General features: G+C 58.0%; 15 protein-coding genes. 10 read left to right on the top strand and 5 right to left on the bottom strand.

All coding sequences use genetic code 11. The features are described from left to right. Nucleotides 1–100: 100 nt before the first annotated feature. Together DFS28_RS28850 and DFS28_RS28845 are read left to right on the top strand one after the other, a co-directional pair. Nucleotides 101–1,132 (top strand): glycosyltransferase family 4 protein, encoded by a 1,032-nt coding sequence (locus DFS28_RS28850; RefSeq protein WP_111452544.1) that lies wholly within the window; start codon nt 101–103, stop codon nt 1,130–1,132. 23 nt (nt 1,133–1,155) lie between these two features. Continuing rightward, nucleotides 1,156–3,312, top strand: a complete 2,157-nt coding sequence (locus DFS28_RS28845) for an amylo-alpha-1,6-glucosidase (RefSeq protein WP_111452495.1) — start codon at nt 1,156–1,158, stop codon at nt 3,310–3,312. 26 nt (nt 3,313–3,338) lie between these two features. Here the strand turns inward: DFS28_RS28845 and DFS28_RS28840 are convergent, their stop codons facing one another. Beyond that, the gene (locus DFS28_RS28840) at nt 3,339–3,578 is read right to left on the bottom strand and encodes a DUF1652 domain-containing protein (RefSeq protein WP_111452494.1); all 240 of its coding nucleotides are present in this window, start codon (nt 3,576–3,578) and stop codon (nt 3,339–3,341) included. 368 nt (nt 3,579–3,946) lie between these two features. Between DFS28_RS28840 and DFS28_RS28835 the strand changes: the two genes are divergently transcribed. The 3 genes from DFS28_RS28835 (at nt 3,947) to DFS28_RS28825 (ending at nt 7,939) form a co-directional block, all read left to right on the top strand. Next, nucleotides 3,947–5,371, top strand: a complete 1,425-nt coding sequence (locus tag DFS28_RS28835; RefSeq protein ID WP_111452493.1) for a sensor domain-containing diguanylate cyclase — start codon at nt 3,947–3,949, stop codon at nt 5,369–5,371. Nucleotides 5,372–5,540: 169 nt separating this feature from the next. Further along, the gene (locus DFS28_RS28830) at nt 5,541–7,040 is read left to right on the top strand and encodes a DUF3300 domain-containing protein (protein WP_111452492.1); all 1,500 of its coding nucleotides are present in this window, start codon (nt 5,541–5,543) and stop codon (nt 7,038–7,040) included. Between the two features lie 68 nt (nt 7,041–7,108). After that, nucleotides 7,109–7,939 (top strand): DUF2950 domain-containing protein, encoded by an 831-nt coding sequence (locus tag DFS28_RS28825; RefSeq protein ID WP_178082238.1) that lies wholly within the window; start codon nt 7,109–7,111, stop codon nt 7,937–7,939. A 160-nt stretch (nt 7,940–8,099) separates the two neighbouring features. Here DFS28_RS28825 and DFS28_RS28820 read toward each other — a convergent pair whose 3' ends face one another. Then, the gene (locus DFS28_RS28820; RefSeq protein ID WP_111452491.1) at nt 8,100–8,720 is read right to left on the bottom strand and encodes a cell wall hydrolase; all 621 of its coding nucleotides are present in this window, start codon (nt 8,718–8,720) and stop codon (nt 8,100–8,102) included. 175 nt (nt 8,721–8,895) lie between these two features. Between DFS28_RS28820 and DFS28_RS28815 the strand changes: the two genes are divergently transcribed. The 3 genes from DFS28_RS28815 (at nt 8,896) to DFS28_RS28805 (ending at nt 11,848) form a co-directional block, all read left to right on the top strand. Continuing rightward, nucleotides 8,896–9,747 carry a CAP domain-containing protein gene (locus DFS28_RS28815; protein ID WP_111452490.1) on the top strand — a complete coding sequence of 284 codons (852 nt, stop codon included), beginning with the start codon at nt 8,896–8,898 and terminating at the stop codon, nt 9,745–9,747. A gap of 197 nt (nt 9,748–9,944) precedes the next feature. Next, nucleotides 9,945–10,943: a GTP 3',8-cyclase MoaA gene (gene moaA / locus DFS28_RS28810; protein WP_111452489.1), complete on the top strand. Its 999-nt coding sequence runs from the start codon at nt 9,945–9,947 to the stop codon at nt 10,941–10,943. A 5-nt stretch (nt 10,944–10,948) separates the two neighbouring features. Then, nucleotides 10,949–11,848: a bestrophin family protein gene (locus DFS28_RS28805; RefSeq protein WP_111452488.1), complete on the top strand. Its 900-nt coding sequence runs from the start codon at nt 10,949–10,951 to the stop codon at nt 11,846–11,848. Between the two features lie 295 nt (nt 11,849–12,143). Here the strand turns inward: DFS28_RS28805 and DFS28_RS28800 are convergent, their stop codons facing one another. Beyond that, nucleotides 12,144–12,932, bottom strand: coding sequence for a DeoR/GlpR family DNA-binding transcription regulator (locus tag DFS28_RS28800; protein ID WP_111452487.1), 789 nt, complete (start codon nt 12,930–12,932; stop codon nt 12,144–12,146). A 459-nt stretch (nt 12,933–13,391) separates the two neighbouring features. Here DFS28_RS28800 and speF point away from each other — a divergent pair, with 459 nt between their 5' ends. Both speF and DFS28_RS28790 read left to right on the top strand, forming a co-directional pair. Then, entirely contained in the window at nt 13,392–15,587 is a 2,196-nt protein-coding gene (gene speF / locus DFS28_RS28795) for an ornithine decarboxylase SpeF (protein WP_111452486.1), read from the top strand. Nucleotides 15,588–15,966: 379 nt separating this feature from the next. After that, the gene (locus DFS28_RS28790; RefSeq protein ID WP_111452485.1) at nt 15,967–17,643 is read left to right on the top strand and encodes an MFS transporter; all 1,677 of its coding nucleotides are present in this window, start codon (nt 15,967–15,969) and stop codon (nt 17,641–17,643) included. Between the two features lie 75 nt (nt 17,644–17,718). Here DFS28_RS28790 and DFS28_RS28785 read toward each other — a convergent pair whose 3' ends face one another. Both DFS28_RS28785 and DFS28_RS28780 read right to left on the bottom strand, forming a co-directional pair. After that, entirely contained in the window at nt 17,719–18,111 is a 393-nt protein-coding gene (locus DFS28_RS28785; RefSeq protein WP_111452484.1) for an HD domain-containing protein, read from the bottom strand. Nucleotides 18,112–18,319: 208 nt separating this feature from the next. Then, a partial coding sequence (locus DFS28_RS28780) for a cytochrome D1 domain-containing protein (protein WP_146604231.1) occupies nt 18,320–21,266 on the bottom strand: 2,947 nt, incomplete at its 5' end.

Below are 21,266 nucleotides of genomic sequence, written 5' to 3'. Positions count from 1 at the left end.
CCGTTTGTCGCGGCGTTAAACCTTATTTCTCTCCTGATTGGTCGAAAAAACTGTGACGGCATGACGTTGCCAAGACCGTTGACTGATGGGGAATGCGGTTATGAAAATCGCACAAATAGCGCCACTGTACGAATCAGTCCCCCCTTTTCTCTACGGAGGAACTGAAAGAGTCGTCGCTCATTTATCGGATGCTTTAGTCGAACTGGGGCATGACGTCACCCTCTTCGCTGCAAAGGGATCCCGTACGTGCGCAACATTGGTCGCCGCCCGAGATCAAGCGTTGCGGCTGGACAGCACTGCGCTGAAGTCAGAATTGGCCAGCCACTTGAATTTGCTTTATGAATTGCGGCATCGAGCGGCCGAGTTCGATGTGTTGCACTTTCATATTGATCTATTGCACTTTCCATTTTTCGAAGATATGGCTCATAAGGTCTTGACTACCCTTCATGGCCGCCTGGATATCAAGGATCTGGATGGCGCCTATTCTCGATGGCCTAACTATCCCCTGGTTTCAATCTCGCAACATCAGCGCCAGCCGTTACCTTGCGCCAATTGGATCGACACGATTTATCACGGCTTATCGCAGTCGAGTTTGACGTTCCAGTCGAGACCGGGTGCCTACCTCGCGTTCCTGGGGCGTATCTCTCCGGAAAAACGTCCTGACCGAGCTATCAGCATTGCGCGCGCTGCCGGGCTGCCGCTGAAAATTGCCGCCAAGATCGATGCGGCCGATCGCGAATACTTCGAACAGCAGATACGCCCCTTATTGACGCTTCCCGGCATTGAATTCATCGGAGAGATTGGTGATGGGGACAAGTCCGAGTTCCTCGGTAATGCCAGGGCGCTGCTGTTCCCGATTGATTGGCCCGAACCTTTTGGCCTGGTCATGATAGAAGCCATGGCTTGTGGTACGCCGGTCATCGCCTGGCGCTGCGGATCTGTCCCCGAAGTGCTTGATCATGGCGTAACCGGCTTCATAATCAATAGCGAACATGAGGCGGTTCTCGCTACCCGCCAGGTGCTTGAGCTTGATCGACAAGTGATACGTGACGTATTCGATAGACGTTTTTCAGCCAAGGTGATGGCGCAACGTTACGTCGACCTCTACCGGACACTTACCGATAAGGTCTGATTTCGTGTGCCTTGATATAGCCCATGAAAAAATCATCCAGCGTTCCTGAACAGTCTCAACCAGAGCCCTGCGCAAATGAATCCATTGCACAAAGCTTGTTTGTGCTGGTCAATCACAACACATACCTGGTAGCCAACGCGTTTGGCGATATTGACGGCGGCGCCGTGGGCATGTTTCACCACGACACTCGTTTGTTATCCAAGTACCAATTGACCGTGGCGGGCCGGCGTCCATCACTGCTCTCAGCAGCGGTCAGTCAGGACAATGTCTATTTTCATTCACATTTGACCAACCACCCGCTAACGGTACTGGGAGAAGAAGATACGCCACAGGGGGTCATCCATATCGAGCGCAAACGCTTTTTATGGGGAAAACGAATGTTCGAGTGCATTAGCCTTTTCAACTACAGCGAGCAACCTGGAAAATTGCCGATCGACCTGCGGTTTAGCGGAGACTTTCTCGACATGTTCGAAGTCCGTGGTCAACGCCGACCGCTGCGTGGCACCTCCTCTGAGCCTGAAATATTCGAACAAGGCGTCGCGCTTCATTACAAGGGATTGGACAATCAGCAACGTTGGATGGCCATCAGCTTTTCCGCATCTCCAGATCATATCAGCGGCGATAGTGCCAGTTTCCAGATTGATATCGGCCCTCATCAGAGTCACGAACTTTATATTGAAGTAGGCTCCAGCATCGTCCAACCCGGGCGGACACGTTACAGGTCCGCCGCCGCCCAAGCTTGCCGGTCCATGCGCAGGAAAGAGCAACGAGGTGCGCGCATCAAGGCTTCTGGCCGGTTGTTCCAGGCATGGATAAACAAATCTCGCGCCGACCTGGCTTTATTGACTGCCGATCTCCCCACCGGGCCCTACCCTTATGCCGGAGTCCCCTGGTATTCCACGCCTTTTGGTCGCGACGCCGTTATCACCGCTTACCAATCACTCTGGCTCAATCCGTCCCTTGCACGAGGTGTGCTCGCCTACCTGGCGGCTCATCAAGCCAAGGAGGTTTCGACCTTCAGCGATGCCGAGCCGGGAAAGATCATGCACGAGACGCGTCAGGGTGAAATGTCGAAACTCAACGAATTACCCTTTGCACGCTATTACGGAGGCGTCGATACAACGCCTTTGTTTGTGATGCTGGCCGGAGCCTATGCAAAACGGACCAACGATCTGGACTTCATTGATGCGCTTTGGCCCGCACTGGAATTGGCCACGCTCTGGATGGAGAACAATGCGTTGAAGAATGCCGAAGGCTTCATCAGCTATCAGCGAGGAGAAGTCACCGGCTTGGCCAATCAGGGTTGGAAAGACAGCCATGATGCTATTTTTCATCGCGATGGCCGTAATCCCGAAGGGCCCATCGCGTTGGTAGAAGTGCAAGGTTATGCATGGTGTGCATTTTTGAGCATGAGTACATTGGCCAGACGACGAGGCAATGACTACGCAGCGGTTCGCTGGCAGAACATCGCAGACAAGTTGCGCCACGCGGTTGAGCGATGTTTCTGGATGGAGGATCAGCAATTTTACGCAATGGCGCTCGATGGCAATGGCAAGCGTTGCGAGGTGAAAGCTTCGAACGCAGGCCACCTGCTGTTCACCGGATTACCTTTGCCAGAACGGGGGAAAACCGTTGCCCGGCAACTTCTGACCAGCATCTTTTATAACGGTTGGGGCGTTCGAACACTCGAAACCGGAGCCGTGCGGTTCAACCCAATGTCTTATCACAACGGTTCGGTCTGGCCACACGACGTAGCCCTGTGCGCAGCGGGTATGGCCCGTTATGGCGAGCATCTGGGTGTAGTCCGTGTCCTGAGCGGAATGTTCGAGGCCGCGACGTTTTTCGGAATGCGGTTACCTGAACTGTTTTGCGGGTTCAAGCGTGGTCCGGGTGAGGCGCCGGTCGCCTATCCGGTAGCCTGTTTACCTCAAGCCTGGGCAGCAGGCTCCATTTTCATGCTTTTGCAAGCATGCCTGGGCATCAACATCGATGCCTCAGACTATCGAGTAGTTGTTAGACAACCTCGACTCCCCATTGGTATTGACCGTTTGGAGGTGCGGGAACTGAAGTTTAATCAACACCGTGTCGATCTCAGCTTCCAAAGGATTGGCGAACGCGTCGCCGTTTACATAGAGCGGCAAGAGGGCCCGAATTTGATTCGGCTGGATGTGAAGCTCTAAATCGCCTGTCATCCAATAGAATTCTGTCAGCAAAGCTCCTCTTTCAAAGCCAACATTTCAACTCGTAATTCGCCGATCAACTCCGCGATAGCTCGGCTGGACGTTAGTTTTTCGGTTCTAACACCAGTGACCAATAACTCGACATGACCCGATGACGGTTCGAACACTTTTATCATGAGCGATCCATCTGGATTGGAGGTGCAGATGCAAGAAAGAGGCAGAAAACCACACTCAATGATGTGGCGAAGCTCAAGTATGGAAATCATGACTCACGTCCTCAAAGTCAAAGGTCGTTTGCGTTTCTGTCTAGTAATAATAGGCAACCCAGCCTCGAGCTGACCGAGATCGCGACCAATTGCATCCGCGGGGCAGCGACCGGCCAATGTCGGCCTCTCACGACTGACCGAAAATCGCCAATGAGAACAATGAGACATTCCTGATCGATTAAAGGCGTTCACGTGAACATTTTTACCTGCTTGCGCAGCAGAAATCGGGAGGGAGTCTAATATTGAATTGCCATAGATCGGTCCATCCCCTATCTGCGTAAAGAGGCGAAGGACCATTGGCAGGTAGGTGTCTCTGGAGCCAACACCGGACCGGTGCTGACTAAATAGATTCAAAATTGGAGGGAACCATGAGCAATCTCATCGCCGGCGGCGAGCCACCTGAAGCCGTTCGCCTCATGGTCAAGGTTTATGCTTACTTGCTGCTCGCAGGATTTGCGTTTGTTCCGGCCTATCTGATTGGCTATTTATACTTCTTCCAAGACCCCACCCTTACATTCGAGAACCACCTGTTCCATATCATTGCGATCACGGCAGCCACCTTGGCGGGCTTGTTTGTGACTTACGTCACGTGGCGCTGCTATCAGTCATCGGGAGACCCGCTGCTGCGATGGATGACGCTAGGTTTTCTCGGTTTTGTACTGATCTACGCGTTGCATGGTGCGTTCACCGGGCAAGCCCACCACAATATCTGGCTCTTCCTGCTGTATGGACCGGCCTCTCGTCTGGTCATGTCGATTCTGCTGTTAGTCGGAATGCTGTCTTACCACCGCCCGCCTGATGACGCGGATCAACGAATGAAGGCCCGCCCGTGGTTGGCCTGGATAGGACTGTTCCTGCTGGTTGATGTGGCAGTGGCGTACGTCGCGAACTCACCGATCGCCGGTAATCTCGCGGTGCGCCTCTCGATGGAAGGCGGTGCCCTCATTCTTTCCGCATTGACCGTGGTAATCCTCCTGCTGCGCCGTATCCGTTCGCCGCTGATGATGATTTTTGTCGTCTCGGTCACCGCGTTCGCGCTGTCATCGCTTGCCTTCATCCTTGCACGTCCGTGGAACCACATGTGGTGGCTCGCTCATGCGATCTTCGCCGGCGGGTTCTTCATGCTGAGCTATGGCGTCGTGCAAGCGTTCCTCACCACGCGGTCGTTCTCAAAGATTTACAGTCAAGAGGAGTTGATGGTACGGCTTGCCGAAGCGATGGCCTATGCCGAGAGCGCCCTGCAGGAACTGCAGCGCACCAATCAAGAACTCGGGCACCTTGCGGCCACCGATCCCCTGACGGGTGCTGATAATCGGCGTCGGTTCATGGAGCGGGTCGAAGTCGAAATGGGCCGGTCCAAGCGTGGCGGTGAGCCGTTCTCCGTGTTGGCACTCGACCTGGATAATTTCAAGTCCATCAACGATCGCTTCGGGCATCAGGTGGGCGATGACATCCTCAAGGATTTCGTGGAGAAATGCCTCGATTCGATCCGCCCGTATGACGGCGTAGCCCGAGTGGGCGGGGAAGAATTCATGATTCTGCTACCGCAGACTTCGCTTGAGGGCGCGCACGTAATCGCCGAGCGTCTGCGAAGCACCGTTGCAAATAATTCTTTTCATGGCCTGCAGCGGTTAACCGTGGTCACCGTGAGCATCGGCGTAGCGCAATCCGGCCGCGACGGCGACACCATCGACGCCATTCTGCGTGCAGCCGATCAACGTCTGTATCACGCTAAACACGAAGGCCGTAACCGTGTGGTTACGACCATCGAAGCCAGCCTCCAATCGCTGTGAAAGCGTCGGCACCGATATTCGGCTTTGTGCCACAGCATTGGGCGTTAGGTTGGTGATGTACCATTAAGCCACGGCATCGAAGCTGAGGTTTGCGGCTAGCAAAGCCGGCTTTCATCTCCTTGGCGTTGATCCACCCATTTCACGCCTGCCTGATCACAGGGAGGGAGCAATGCGTATCCCTTTGTTTTACGCGATGTCGGCTGCACTGTTCTTGAGCGGATCTGCGTGCCTTGCGCAAACCACGGGCGCGACCGCCCCTGTCCCGACGAATACAGCCCCGACAACCCCTGCCGGAACGGCGCCCGTCACGGCGCCGGCCAAGGATGCCGTGTTTACGCAGGAGCAGTTGGCCCAAATGCTGGCGCCCATCGCCCTTTACCCGGACCCGTTGCTGGCGCAGGTATTGATGGCGAGCACCTACCCCGGCGAAATCGCCGAGGCGGTGACCTGGTCCAAGGCACACCCGGACGCCAAGGGCGACGAGGCGGTCAAGCAAGTGGCCAGCCAGCCGTGGGATCCGAGCGTGCAGGCACTGGTCGCCTTCCCGCAGGTCCTGGCCACGCTGGGACAGGACCCGGTTTGGGTACAACGCCTGGGTGATGCCTTCCTCGCGCAGCCGGACGATCTCATGGATGGCGTGCAACGCTTGCGTCATCAGGCGCAAGCCGCAGGCAATCTTCAGAGCAACCAGTACCAGAACGTGACGGTGCAGAATGTTGCGACACCGGCACCCGCACCCACAACTCAGGCACCCGCCCCCGCGCCTGCCAGCAGCACGTCGACCATCATCATTCAGCCCGCCGATCCGCAGGTGGTGTACGTACCCGCTTATAACCCGACAACCACCTATGGCACTTGGGCCTACCCTGCGTCGCCGCCCCCGTACTACCCGCCGCCGCCCGCCTATTACCCCGGTTCGGCACTGATGGCCGGATTGGCGTTCGGGACCGGTGTGGCGATCATCGGCTCGCTGTGGGGAGACTGTGACTGGGGCAATAACGACATCGACATCGACGTCGATCGCTACAACAACATCAATCGCAACAACCAGATCACCAATAATCAAAACAAGTGGCAGCACAACGCCGTTCACCGTGATGGCGTTCCCTATCGAGACTCCCGGAGCCGTGGACAATACGGCCGACAACTCAACGGTGCCAATCAGCGTGAGGCGTATCGAGGGGACGATGCCCAGCGCGCCCAGGCCCGTGAAAATGCCCGTAGTTCAATGGACAAACGCGGTATCGAACGACCTCCCACCAGCAACCGCCAGGCTCGTGATCAAGTGCGCAGGGCGCAGTCCGATGCCTCGGTCGGCAATCGGATGCAAGCCGGTGCGGACAGACCGAGGACGGCTGACCGGAGCCAGGGCACGGCCAAAAACATCCGTGAGAATCAGCAGCCCAGGAGAGAGAACGCTCAGGTGAATCAGCGCACAAAAGACTCTTCGCAGGCGCGCCAGACTGTGCAGAAGCAACCGGCCGCCAGTCGCGGCAGCGCCCGCGACAATGCCTTCGCCGGCGCGCGCTCCCCTTCCCAGTCCAACGCACAAGCACTTCGTGGCCGGACCAGCCAGGCATCCACCCAGCGCCCGAGTGCCGCGCGGTCGGCCGGTCACCAGATCAGTCGGCCGTCCATGCCGGCGCGTTCAAGGGGGGGGCGTCGGTGAACAACTCTCTGCAAGTGAAGATCCTCACGGGCCTGCTGGCGATAACGGCCGGCTTGGCGTGGACGTGCATGGCAGCGGCACAGGAGGCATTTCCAACACCGGAAGAAGCTGCTGAGGCGTTCGTCAAGGCCTTGGGTACAGGAAAGCCCGATCAGGTACGCCTGACAGAGCTGCTGGGCGATGACTGGCGCACTTACATTCCCCGCGAAGGCGTGCAGAGCAGTGATGTGGAGGCGTTTTTGAAGCAGTATCACGAGCAGCACCAGATTGAAAAACCCAGCGAGCGCAAGGCGATCCTGGCAGTCGGCAGTGACCACTGGACACTGCCTATCCCCATGACAAAAGGTACGAACGGCTGGCACTTCGACATGAAGGTCGCCGGCGTCGAAATCCGTGCCCGTCGCATCGGCCGCAACGAACTGGACGCCGTGCAAGCGGCGCTGACCTATCACGATGCTCAGATGGACTATGCCTCAGTGGATCGTGACGGGGACGGCGCACTTGAATATGCGCAGAAAATCTTCAGCACCCCCGGCAAGCATGACGGCCTCTATTGGGCGGACGACGACAGCGGTCAGATCAGTCCGTTGGGGCCGTTGTTCGGCAAAGCCATCAACGACGAAGACTGGCATGGTTACCACTTCCGCATCCTTGATGCCCAAGGTCCGTCGGCACCAGGTGGCGCCTACAGCTACCGCATCGGCGACAAAATGAGCCGAGGCTTTGCCCTGATCGCCTGGCCGGCAAAATATGATGACACCGGGGTGATGAGTTTCATGATCAGTCATGAGGGACAGGTGTTTGAGAAAGACCTTGGCCCCAATGGCGAAAAACTGGCGAAGGCAATGAAACGCTTTGATCCGGATGACAGTTGGAAGGAGGTTTCTGAAGACCAGTAGCCATCCAGACGTTGATATCAGGTCGTTCTGGAAAATCACTTTCCGGCATCGGCGAGGAGCAACCGGCGGACAAGCTGCTGGCATGAGCCGTAAAAAAACGGAGGTTGGGAACAAGCTTGCAGCCTTTGCTACTTGAACGACGCTGGCAAAAAGCGCCCTCCTACTTCGCCGTCCCACTCCGCGGCTTGTAAAAAAGAAACATCGAGGTCTCGGCGGTCTTGATGTATTTCCTCGCCCAGGCAGGTTTCACTTTCCTGTCGTGGAAATACATCGCGCCATGGGTTCGGTCGTTCAGTTGCTTGTTGAGCGCTTTGCGCGCGATTTCCTTGGCCATCGCGTATTGGGTTTCTTCCTGGACCTGATCCGAGCGTCCATCACACCACCACGAAAACTGACAATTTTTGCTTTCAGAACCCTGCTTGACCACGGCGCATACCGTGTCCGGAAAGCCCTCATGGCCCAGGCGGTTCATGACGACGCTGGCGACGGCTTCCATGTCGGCGGACGATTTGCCTTTGGACTCCCAATAGATGGAGCGGGACAGACAGGTGATTGCATCGTCCAGCGGCGACGCGCCGGCGGGATCGACGGCCTGAACTTCAGAGGTGGTGATGGTTTCGGACTTGGGCACCGGGACTTCGGTGCCCTTCTCCGCGGCTTTTTGTTCCAGGACCTCGGCCTTGTCCTCAGCCATTTCCTTTTTTTGCTCCTGCTCAGACGCGATGGCCTGGCCGGCGAAAAGGGTTATTGCCAAGCAGGTGACTATCCAGACAACTCGCATGATCGACCCTTCGGACGGAACCGCAAGTACGCCGAACTGGCGACTTTGCTTGATTGTAGTTGCCAGAATTGATTCCAACAGACGGACAAAAAAACTGTCGTCGGGCGTGAAAAGTCATTGCGCTCGCGGGGGTGAAATCGCGCATCATGGGCGCAGTCAGCTCAAGGGGATTTCCATGCGCTTCAAATCATCTGCCATGCGTCTTGCCACGTTGTCACTGGGGATGTTGTTCGCCGCGAATGCATTGGCGGCCGACGAGAAACAACTGATTGATTCGATCAACCTCTACCGCAGCCAGGTGCAGCGCTGCGCAGGTCAGGTATCGCAGGAGCTGCCACCGCTGGCCGGCGACCCACGGTTGGCGCTGAACGCCAACAGCGTCGGCAATCTGCAGCAGGCAATGGCCAGCGCGGGTTATCCGATGAAGAATGTACAGGCGATCAGCCTGTCCGGGCCGCGTGATGCGCCATCAGCGATGAAAGCGATTCAGGAAAGCTTTTGCCAGATCGTGCTGGACCCGCAATTCGTCGATGTCGGCGTCAGCCACCAGGACCGCGAATGGCGCATCGTTCTGGCGCGTCCACTGTTGAGCGCTCGCCTGGGCGACTGGCAGGCGGAAGGCCAGAAGCTGCTGGCTGAGCTCAACATCGTACGCAGCCAGCCGCGCCAGTGCGGCACGCAATCTTTTGCCGCCACCACGCCACTGGCCTGGAACGCCGCGCTGGCGACGGCGGCCGAGGAGCACGCCCGCTCAATGGCCAACAACAATTACTTCGATCACAAGGACCGCGATGGCCGCATGCCGGGTGACCGGGCTGAATTGGCCGGTTACGGCGGCGGGCAGGTCGGCGAGAACATCGCTGCCGGCCAGGACACCGTGCGTAAGGTGGTCGAAGGCTGGGTGTCCAGCGCCGGTCACTGCGCGAACCTGATGAACCCACAGTACCGGGAGTTGGGCGCGGCCTATGCGGTTGATCCGAAGAGTGATCCGGGGATTTACTGGACGGCGATGTTCGGGGCGCAATAAGTTCAGAACGCCGATAGAAAAAACCGGAGCCCTGTCATGGGGCTCCGGTTTTTTTTTGCAATAAAATCCTTCATCGAGCCTGTCGATCAGCCGGTCATTAATAGTGATTGGACGCCCCTCTAAAGTTGCTCTTAGTCTGCGCACAACAATTCCGGGGATAGCGGAATACTCATTTCACGGAAGCAGGCGAGAATGTCATGTCAGAGCGAGTCTTGATCGATGGGTTCGCCAGGCGTGTGGACTATCTGCGGATGTCTGTCACTGACCGCTGCGATTTCCGTTGCGTGTATTGCATGGCTGAAGACATGCAGTTTCTGCCCCGCCAACGGGTACTGACCCTGGAAGAAATCTATCAACTGGCCGAAAGCTTCGTGGCGTTGGGCACCCGCAAGATCCGCCTCACGGGCGGCGAACCGCTGATCCGTCCGGGGGTGGTGCAGCTGTGCGAAAAGATCGCCGCCCTGCCCGGCCTGCGTGAACTGTGCATGACCACCAACGGGTCTCAGCTGGGCAAACTTGCAGCGCCCTTGTTCGAGGCCGGGGTCAAACGGCTCAACATCAGCCTCGACAGCCTGGACCCGCAACGCTTTCGTGAACTGACGCGCACCGGCGATCTGGCGCAGGTCATCAACGGCATCGACGCGGCCAACGCCGCGGGATTTCGCCATACCAAACTCAATTGCGTGGTGATGAAGGGCCGTAACGACCACGAGATCAACGACCTCGTGAGCTTTGCCATCGACCGACATCTCGACATTTCTTTCATCGAAGAAATGCCCCTGGGCACCATCCAAGAACACAGCCGCGCGGAGTCGTTTTACGCAAGCAGCCAGGTACGCGAACGGATCGCCGAGCGCTACACATTGATCGAGTCCGCCGAGTCGACCCAAGGCCCGTCGCGCTACTGGCGCCTGGCCGAGGCACCGCAGATTCGCCTGGGGTTCATTTCCCCCCACAGCCACAACTTTTGTGGCACCTGCAATCGGGTCCGGTTGACGGTGGAAGGTCGTCTGCTGCTGTGCCTGGGCAATGAGCACGCTGTCGACCTCAAGGCCGTATTGCGCAGCCATCCCGGCCATCCCGAGCGCCTGGAAAAAGCCATCATCGAGGCGATGAAACTCAAACCCTATCGGCACACTTTCGAAGTGAACGACGAGGTCCAGGTGGTTCGCTTCATGAACATGACGGGCGGCTGAACACCATGATCGTTAGACCCAAACCCAATCTGATCGGCGTCCTGACGTCACTCAAGGGCTCGATCGCCAAACGAATTGCCTGGCGCAGTCTTCTGGTGACGCTGCTCGCCTCAGCCATCGTGCTCATCGAAACCTTGCACCCGAGCTATTTTTCCAAGGTCAGTGCAACGCCCTTCACCCTGCTGGGTTTGTCGTTGTCGATCTTCATGAGCTTTCGCAACAACGCCTGCTACGACCGCTGGTATGAAGCGCGCAAAGCCTGGGGCGACATGCTGGTGGATGTTCGCTCGATGGTGCGCGAAACCCAGGTCATCAAGGACGCGAACGAGCGACACCATATCCTCAGCAACCTCTGCGGCTTCGCCCATGCGCTCAATGCAAAGCTGCGCAAAGAAGACGAACTGGCGGCCAGTGGTGAATGGCTGAACCCGATGCCCAAGGACAACGTGGCGGATATCAGCGGGCAGATTCTGCTGCAGGTCGGTCAACAGTGTTCGGCACTCGCCGAGTCAGGCGCGATCAATGAATGGCGCTACACGCTCATGGCCAACCATTTGACCCGCCTGACCCAGGCCCAAGCCGTTTGTGAGCGAATCAAATACACGCCACTGCCCTTCCCCTACACCTTGTTGCTGCACCGGACCATCTACCTGTTCTGCATTTTGCTGCCCTTCGCGATGGCCGAGCCACTGGGCTGGCTGACACCGATTTTCACCGCCATTGTCAGCTATACCTTTTTCGGTCTGGACGCGATTGGCGATGAGTTGGAAGACCCGTTCGGTCGCGATGAAAACGACCTGCCCACCGATGCACTGGTGCGCAGCATCGAACGAGATGTGCTGGCGGCACTGGGCGTGACACAACTGCCGCCGCCGCTGGAACCGGTGGACTATGTGTTGAGCTGATGGGCTCGATGATTCGCCGGGCATTGGCACATGCCAGTAGACGCAGAACCTGTGGGAGCGGGCTTGCTCGCGAAAGCGGTCAGTCAGTTGACATCAATGTTGGATGTGCCGACCTCTTCGCGAGCAAGCCCGCTCCCACAGGGGATTTTCGGTTTCAGAACAATTCGCTGAAGGGGCAGGCAGCGGCATCTGGGCCGACGGTGTCACCGCGCACCGGCCGAGCAATCGCCCGGGCGCGGACCCGGGTGAAACGCCTTTTTTCCGCCGGTGACCGGGGGTTGAAGCATGACGCACTTCACGCCTCCACCTGCACCACTTCAATCCCGAGTTTCTGATAGTCCTCGACATTGCCCGACGCCACGTGGCGCTCGGTGATCAGGGTATGAATGCGCTGACACGGCGCGACCACGAACGGCTCCACCGCCCCCAGTTTGTCGGCGGTGGTGACGGCTACGACATGGGAGGCGCTGGCGAGCATTGCCTGTTTGACCGGCACCTCGTCGAAATGCAGGGAGCTGATGCCGACTTCCGGGTGAATCGCACAGACGCCCGTGAACAGCAGATCAGCCTTGATGCCCTCGATCAGCCGCAGGGTTTCATGCCCGCTGGCCGACATGGTCGCGGGGTTGAGTTGTCCGCCGGCCAGAATCACCGTGATGCCTTTGTATTCGGCCAGGGTGATCGCGATCATCGGCGAGGCGGTGACGGCCGTGATTGCAATGTCCAAAGGTAGCGATCGGGCGATCTGCAGCGTCGTGCTCCCCGAATCGAAAATCACAATCTGGCCGTTGTGTACCTGGCGTGCGGCGAGTTGCGCCAGGTGGGTTTTCACCTCATCGGTTTCGCTGACCCGGGTGAAATAGTCCTTGCCGGTGTCCTTGGGCCGCGGCAACGCCCCGCCGTGCACCCGCTGCACCAGCCCGGCGGTCGCCAGTTCCGCCAGATCACGGCGAATGGTGTCTTCGGACACCGCGAAATGCTGGCTCAACTCGCCCGCCATGACCTTGCCGTCACGTTCGAGAATCAACAGGATTTTTTGCCGGCGCAGATGAGGGAGTTCGGAGGCTGAATGTGAATCGTGCATGTTTTTGCCCGCTTTTGCGTGTAATTGCGTGTTTGTGCGAGACTAGCCAAAGCACGGGATAAACACAAACCAGCCAGCTATCAATTGTTTCGATGATTCAAATCATGAAGCCGAATTTTTTATTTGTTTGTGACCTATTCAAGATGGCGCCATCACACATGTTTTGGATGAAAACTTCATGAATCTAAATTTTGCCTTTGCCTGCATGATCGTGGTCTCGTTTGCCATTGCGTTGGGGCACGCCTGATCAGCAAAAGCCAAGGGGTTGCCGAGGCAGAAGTGGTCGAACGCCTGTCGGCAGTCCTTGGCAAAAGCCGGTAGAAAAGCCGTAATCCTTCCCAACAGGGTCTAAACCAGGGGTCCACATGATTTGGATCAGGGAACCTTGAAGGCGCCCTCGCTAAATTGATCTCTTGAAAAAAGCCGACAAGTGACTGTCCGCCAGGAGATTTCCCCCGCATGAAAGCAGCCCTGAAAATTGCCGCCAGTGATTCCGCGTTCGATTGTTTCCACACCTCCCGAGAAGTCATTGCGCTCAATCAAACTGACTACACCGATGTCGCGGTTGCGGTGTTCTCTGTGGAAGATGTGATGACGGGCGCCCTGGACGCCCTGCAGCGTACCGGTTTTGATATCCCCATTTTTCTCGTCGCCTCCCCCGGTTCCGGCAACCGCGCCCGGGACGTCTACCAGCACCTGCAAGATGTTCTGCTTCAGGTGAATGGCATTTTTGACCCCTCACGCAACAACGCCGAATACCATGGCAACCAATTGGAGACCGCGGCAAAAGCCTATGAAGAAAGTCTGCTGCCGCCGTTCTTCGATGCGCTCAAGCACTACACCGAATCGGCCAACGCTACGTTCGCCTGCCCGGGTCACCAGGGCGGCCAGTTTTTCCGCAAACACCCGGCTGGCCGGCAGTTCTTCGACTTCTTCGGCGAGACCCTGTTTCGCGCGGACGTGTGCAACGCCGACATCAAGCTCGGCGATTTACTGATCCATGAAGGCCCGGCCCTTCTGGCGCAAAAACACGCGGCGCAGGTGTTCAACGCCGACAAGACCTACTTCGTGCTCAATGGCACATCGGCCTCCAACAAAGTGGTCACCAACGCGTTGCTCACGCCAGGCGATCTGGTGCTGTTCGACCGCAACAACCACAAATCCAATCACCAGGGTGCGTTGATCCAGGCCGGGGCTACCCCGGTTTACCTGGAAACCGCGCGCAACCCTTATGGGTTCATCGGCGGAATTGACGCCCATTGTTTCGAAGAAGGCTACCTGCGCGAACTCATCTGCGAAGTCGCACCGGACAAGGCCGAGCTGCCGCGGCCGTTTCGTCTGGCGATCATTCAGCTGGGCACCTATGACGGCACCGTCTACAACGCCAGACAGGTCGTCGATCGCATCGGCAAACTGTGCGACTACATCCTGTTTGACTCGGCGTGGGTGGGCTATGAACAGTTCATCCCGATGATGAAGGACTGCTCGCCGCTGCTGCTGGATCTGCACGAGAACGACCCCGGCATCTTTGTCACGCAATCGGTACACAAACAGCAGGCGGGGTTTTCCCAGGCGTCGCAGATCCACAAGAAAGATCGCCATATCAAGGGCCAGGCCCGTTATTGCAGCCATGCGCAGCTGAACAACGCCTTCATGGCCCAAGCCTCCACCAGCCCGTTTTACCCGCTGTTCGCCTCACTGGATGTGAACGCGCGCATCCATTCCGGTCGCAGTGGCCTGCGCCTGTGGGAAGACTGTGTGAAGTTCGGCATCGACGCGCGCAAGTTGATTCTGGAAGCGTGCACCATGGTTCGCCCCTTCGTGCCGGACACCATTGACGGTCGCCCCTGGCAGGACCATCCCACTGAAGACATCGCCAAAGACATCCGCTTTTTCGAATTCCATCCGAAGGATCGCTGGCATGCCTTCAGCGGTTACGCCGACAAGCAATACTTCATCGACCCCTGCAAGTTGCTGTTCACCACGCCCGGCATCGACCCGGTCGATGGCAGTTACACCGACTTCGGTATCCATGCCGGCATCCTCGCCAACTTCCTGCGCGAAAATGGCATCGTTCCGGAAAAGTGCGACCTGAACTCGATTCTGTTCCTGCTCACCCCGGCCGAAGACTGGGCGAAGATGACGCATCTCGCCTCACAGATCGCGCGCTTTGAACGCTTCATCAGTGATGACGCGCCGATGAGCCGGGTGTTGCCAGCCATCTATGCGCAGCACGAGGAGCGCTATCGCAACTACACCATTCGTCAACTCTGCCAGGAGATGCACGACCTCTACCGCACCCACAACGTCCAGCAATTGCAGAAGGCAATGTTCCGCAAGGAACACTTCCCGAAAAAGGCCATGAACCCGCAAGCAGCGCAGTTCGAATTCATCCGTGGCAATGTCGAACTGGTGCCGCTGGCCGACGCGCAGGGTCGCATCGCTGCCGAAGGTGCGCTTCCCTATCCACCCGGCGTGCTCTGCCTGGTGCCCGGGGAAATATGGGGCGGTGCGGTGCTCAAGTATTTCCTGGCGCTGGAAGAAGGTATCAACTCACTGCCTGGCTTCACGCCGGAACTGCAGGGCGTGTACTTGAAACAGGAAGGTGATCGTATTCGAGCCTACGGGTACGTGATCAAGACGCGCCCACATTAAGTGACGCGCACATCATCTGTAGGAGCATGGCTTGCCCGCGATGGGGCCCTCGAGAACGCCAACAGCATCGCGAGCAAGCTTTGCTCCTACAGGGCCGGTTTGCACAGATCTCATTCAGAAAACAATTGCCCGCAACCATTGATGCGCGGGGGCGCGATGCGGCTCACATTGGGGAATCGGCCTTGGGGTGAACTTGATGGCGAGTGGATATCTGCGAGAAGCCGATTATGCTTCAAGAAACCTTGCAGCAATGCGAGGCCGTCAGCCTGTGTGCATGCTTCGCGCAATCCGTAATCCGACGACATCAGCCCCAGGGCCTGGGTGCGGCAAAAAGGTAACGAGGTACTCCGGCCTATAACAAGAACGACGGAGAAGACTCATGGCCGCAATCGACAACACTTCCACGGGCAGCGCGCCCCACCACGGGATCACCAAGGAGGAGCGCAAGGTCATCTTTGCCTCGTCCCTGGGCACCGTGTTCGAGTGGTACGACTTCTACCTTTATGGGTCTCTCGCGGCGATCATTGCCAAGCACTTCTTCGCCGGCGTCAATGAGACAACGTCCTTCATCTTCGCGCTGCTCGCGTTCGCCGCGGGCTTCGCGGTCCGTCCCTTCGGCGCCATCGTGTTTGGCCGACTGGGGGACATGATCGGACGCAAACACACCTTTCTCATCACCATCGTGATCATGGGTATCTCCACCGCCGTGGTGGGCTTTTTGCCCGGCTACGCGACCATCGGCGTGGCGGCACCGATCATCCTGATCAGCCTGCGCCTGCTGCAAGGCCTGGCCCTGGGCGGTGAGTACGGCGGCGCGGCGACCTACGTGGCCGAGCATGCGCCGAAAGGCAAACGCGGCTACTTCACCTCGTGGATTCAAACCACTGCAACCCTTGGGCTGTTCCTTTCGCTGCTGGTGATCCTCGCCTGCCGAACCATTCTCGGCACCGAAGCGTTCGAGGCCTGGGGCTGGCGGATTCCGTTCCTGCTGTCGATCCTGCTGTTGATCGTCTCGGTGTACATCCGCTTGCAACTCAGCGAGTCACCGGTGTTCTTGAGAATGAAGGAAGAAGGCAAGTCGTCCAAGGCGCCGCTGACCGAATCCTTCGCCCGCTGGGAAAACCTCAAGATCGTGATCATGGCCTTGCTCGGCGGCACTGCCGGCCAGGCCGTCGTCTGGTACACCGGGCAGTTCTACGCGCTGTTCTTCCTGTTGCAGACGCTGAAGATCGAACCGCAGACCGCCAACCTGTTGATTGCCGGCTCCCTGCTGATCGGCACACCGTTCTTCGTCATATTCGGCAGCCTGTCCGACCGCATCGGCCGCAAGGGGATCATCATGGCCGGCTGCATCCTGGCGGCAGTGACCTACTTCCCGATCTTCCATGCGTTGACCCAATACGGTAACCCCGACGTGTTCATCGCGCAGGAGAAGAACCCGGTCACGGTGGTCGCCGATCCCGGCCAGTGCTCGTTCCAGTTCGACCCGGTGGGCAAGGCCAAATTCACCAGTTCCTGCGACCTCGCCAAGACGGTGCTGGCGAAGAAGGCCATTCCCTACAAGAACGTGAAAGCCGAACCGGGCACCGTCGCGCAGGTCCGCATCGGCGACAAGGTGATCCCGAGTTTCGAGGGCACCGGCATGCCGGGTGCCGACTTCAAGGTCAAGAACGACACCTTCGCCGCCACCCTCGGCACCGCGCTCAAGGAGGCCGGCTACCCCGAGAAGGCCGACCCGGCCAAGACCAACTACCCGATGATGGTGCTGCTCCTGACCATCCTGGTGATCTACGTGACCATGGTCTACGGCCCGATCGCCGCCTGGCTGGTGGAACTTTTCCCGGCGCGCATCCGCTACACCTCGATGTCGCTGCCCTACCACATCGGCAACGGATGGTTCGGCGGCTTTCTGCCCACGGTGGCGTTCGCCATGGTCGCGGCCACGGGTGATATCTACTACGGGCTGTGGTACCCGATTGTCATCGCTGTGATGACGGCCATTCTTGGCACGTTCTTCCTGCCGGAAACCAAGGATCGGGAAATTCATCACACCTGAGGCTGGCACCCGCCCTCTCCTGCCAGGGAGAGGGCGATCCGGAAGGAAATGGGACAGATCTATTTATTCGGCTCGTCAGGAACGCAACACGCCAATCGCCCGCCGATATTTTTCAACGCGTTCCAGGTCTTCCCACGACGGTTGCGCGATTCGCGACAAGTCGCTGTTCTCTTCCAGGTCCGCCAGTTTCACCACCCGGCCTATCGGGTTCTGCGCCGCGCGCTCGACGAAGGTTTCATAGGACTCGCCCGGCACGTTGGTGACCGACTCGATGGCGGTCAGAACGGCTTCGCTGAAGCCTTCCTTGCGCAGGTCATCAAGGCTGATGCCGCAGTCCTCGACCACGTCATGCAGCACCGCGACGATGCGTTCTTCCAGCGTGTTGACCCGCAACATGACGTTCAGCGGATACGGGATGTAAGGGGTGCCGCCCTTGTCGGCCTGGCCTTCGTGCGCGGTCGGGGTGATGGCAAATAAATGCGTCTTCTTTTTTTAAAGTGACAGACCATGAGATATATCGTGGTCTGTCCCTAGTTTTCAAAAAACAGACGGCCTTAAAGGTCCGTCCGTTTTGCGGATCAATCTCTCGTAATCCTTAGGACTCCGGTAACAGACCACGATTACTATCGTGGCCTATTACCAGCTTTGGAAGTTACAACAATCTATTTGTCTCGACTTATCCTACAGTGATAACCGAGACGGTATTGGCTGGGCCATTACAAACAAATATGCGGGAACCGTCCGGACTGCTAGACAATCCGTAAGGGGTTCGAATTCCTGCAATGCTCATTCGCAGCGTAAAACTCGCGGCGTCTATGACCGCGATCGTGTCCGAATTCGATTTGGAGACAAAGACGCAGGATCCGTCTGGACTCGTAGTGATATCCGTCGCCCCCCCCCCGAGATTTAGTGTGTCAACTACCGTAAAGCTTGCTGCGTCTATGCGTGTGACTATGCTCGAAGCACCATCAGAGACAAAGACGTGACCACCGGCGCAAGTAACCCCAGCAGGACGTTCTCCAACATTATTGATGGTATTGATCACCTCTAGATCCGCCACACTTATAACTGCGACCGAGGATGAATAAGTGTTTGCGACAAACATGTGAGTGCCGTCAATACTTCTAGCGATGCCATCAGATGTGCTCCCTGGGTAAATTGTCTTGATCACTGTCCAAGTCGCGGTGTTTATAACCGTAACGTAGCTGCCGGAAAAGCCGGTTACAAAGACGAGGGTACCGTCATGACTGAATGCGGCCTTGAATGCCCCCGACACAGGAATGGTCCTGAGCCCTACTAGATTCACGGCATCTATGATTGAGACCAAACTGCTACCATAATTACAAACAACGACGAACGCGCCGTTTGGGCTACAGGCAATTCCCTGTGGGTTTGACCCGACATTAATAGTCTTAATCACCGAAAGTTTAGCGGTGTCTATAACCGAGATCGAGTTTCCATAGGCGTTACTAACAAAGACATATTGACCATTCTGACTATTGGCAAGGCGGTTTGGCATCGTAAAACCAGAAATCGTCCCAATCACCCCAACAATCGCCAGTCTCGCCGTCGCCGTTTTGCTGCGATAGGTCGCCGTCACGTTATGGCTACCCGGTGCCCCAGGGCCTTTCACTCCACTGATTGTCGCCAATCCATCCGTACCAGTCCTGAAAACTCGTGATCCACTGGCACCATCGGCATAGGTAAAACCAGCCGGCAGAACCAGCGTGATATCCGCGTTCGGAACAGGTGTCCCGCTACCGGTCTGCAAACTCAGGATGATGTCCTTGAAGGTTCCTCCTGGCTGGATGGCATAAGGTCCGTTGGTGAAGACCGGTGCGTCCGCATCCGCTTCAACGGTAAAGGTTCGTTCTGCCGATTCCACCCCACTGCCATACAGCGCCTTGGCCTTGAAACGGTGCACCGTCTCGCTCAGCCCCGACACCAGCAGCGACCAGACACCGGTACTCTTGTCCGCCGAAGCTTGACCTTTGGAGGTGGCCCCGTCGAATACTTCGACCTTCTGCCCCTTGCTCGCCGTACCACTCAGGGTGACCGCAGTCTCCACCGTGGTGTCGCCGTTGGGAATCTCCACCCCGCTTGGCGAGCCCTTGACCGAGGTGAGGGTCGGTGCCACATCCGGCACGATGGTCAAGTGGCGAACATTGGTATAGACCGTGGAGCTGTGATAGCGCGACTGGGCATACAACCGGCGAGCGCCTTGGGCCAGGGTGACCTGATGTTGCCAGTCGCCCGTGGTGGCGTGGGCGGTTGCGATCCCGTGGGACACCGCACCGGCTCCGTTGCCCTCGTAGATTTCGACACGTTGGCCATTGCTCGCCTTGCCGCTCAGGGTCAGGGTGGTGCTGATGGTGGTGTCGGCTTCCGGAATGTCCTGGCCGCCGGCGTCCGCCACTTTGTCCAGCGTCGGCTTGATGAGCGCCGTGACGTTGATCGCCCGCGCGCCCGACACTTCACCACTGCCATACTGCGCCTTGGCGGTGAAACGGTGCGCAGTCTCGCTCAGCCCCGAGACCGAGAGCGTCCAGATCCCCGTGGTCGCGTTAGCCGTGGCTTTGCCTCTGGAGGTGGCGCCGTCAAACACTTCGACTTCCAGGCCTTGGGTGGCGGTACCGCTCAGGGTCACTGCGGTTTCCACGGTATAGCCGTTGTCAGGAATCTCTTGCCCACTCGGCGAGCCCTTGACCGAATCCAATGTCGGTTTGATCAGGGCCAGTTCCCTGACCGTGTACGTGCGTATCGGAAAGGTCACCGCCGTGGCGGCGTTCGACACCTTGTCGAAGTTGACCCGGAAGGTCACCTTCAGGTCGGTGCCGTCCTTCAGCGTTTTCAGCCAGGCGTGGGGGGCCAGGGTCACCAGCTCGCCTGTTTTGTTGTGGGGCTGGCCGGTCCAGACAATCTCGTCTGTCGCGTCACCGGCGGTGTCGGTCCCGTCATAACGCAGCCAGACCCGCTGGCCCGAGAGCTGAAGCGGCCAGGCGGCGATGCGCAGGTTTTCGGTGCCGATCAGGGTGCCGATGTTGAGCTCGTTGCCCACCGCCCCTTCGATGGCCGGCATTGGCAATGCACCGTCCTGGTTGGGGATGGCCTGCACGGTGAGGTTCAGCGGTTGCGAGGGTGGATAGGCTGTGCCGTCGCGAGTCACCGTGTAGGTCACCACCACCGACTTGCCGAAGTTGAAGGCCACCACACTGGTGGGAATCGGGACCTCCAGACCAATGGTGCTGATCGGGGCTGGCGGGGTGGTGTGCGAGCCGCCGGCCGGGGTGCCGGCGGCGCCGGTCCAGGTCACGCTCAACTGGTCGGTGGGCAGCAGTTCGCCCTGAGGCACGACCACGGTCAAGCTGTCCCTGGCCGCAATCGGGTTCAGCGTGTCGCCCGGGGCTTCTTTCACGCTCGGCGGTTTTAGCGCCAGCTGCGCACGCACCCGCAGATCCCGCTTGAACGAATGCCCCAAGGTCACACCGTCGCGCGTGATGAGGTAATCAATGCTCAGGGTGCCATCCCGATTGTTCGTCACGTACTGTTTGAGCACGGTGAACTTCACCGCCTTGCCGGCCGTTTGTGAGGTCAGGTCCACATAATCGCTGGTGCCGATGGCC

It is taken from the genome of Pseudomonas sp. 478, assembly GCF_003254125.1.
In the GTDB taxonomy this organism is placed as follows: Bacteria; Pseudomonadota; Gammaproteobacteria; order Pseudomonadales; family Pseudomonadaceae; genus Aquipseudomonas.
This window is presented reverse-complemented; position numbering and strand designations above follow the sequence as displayed.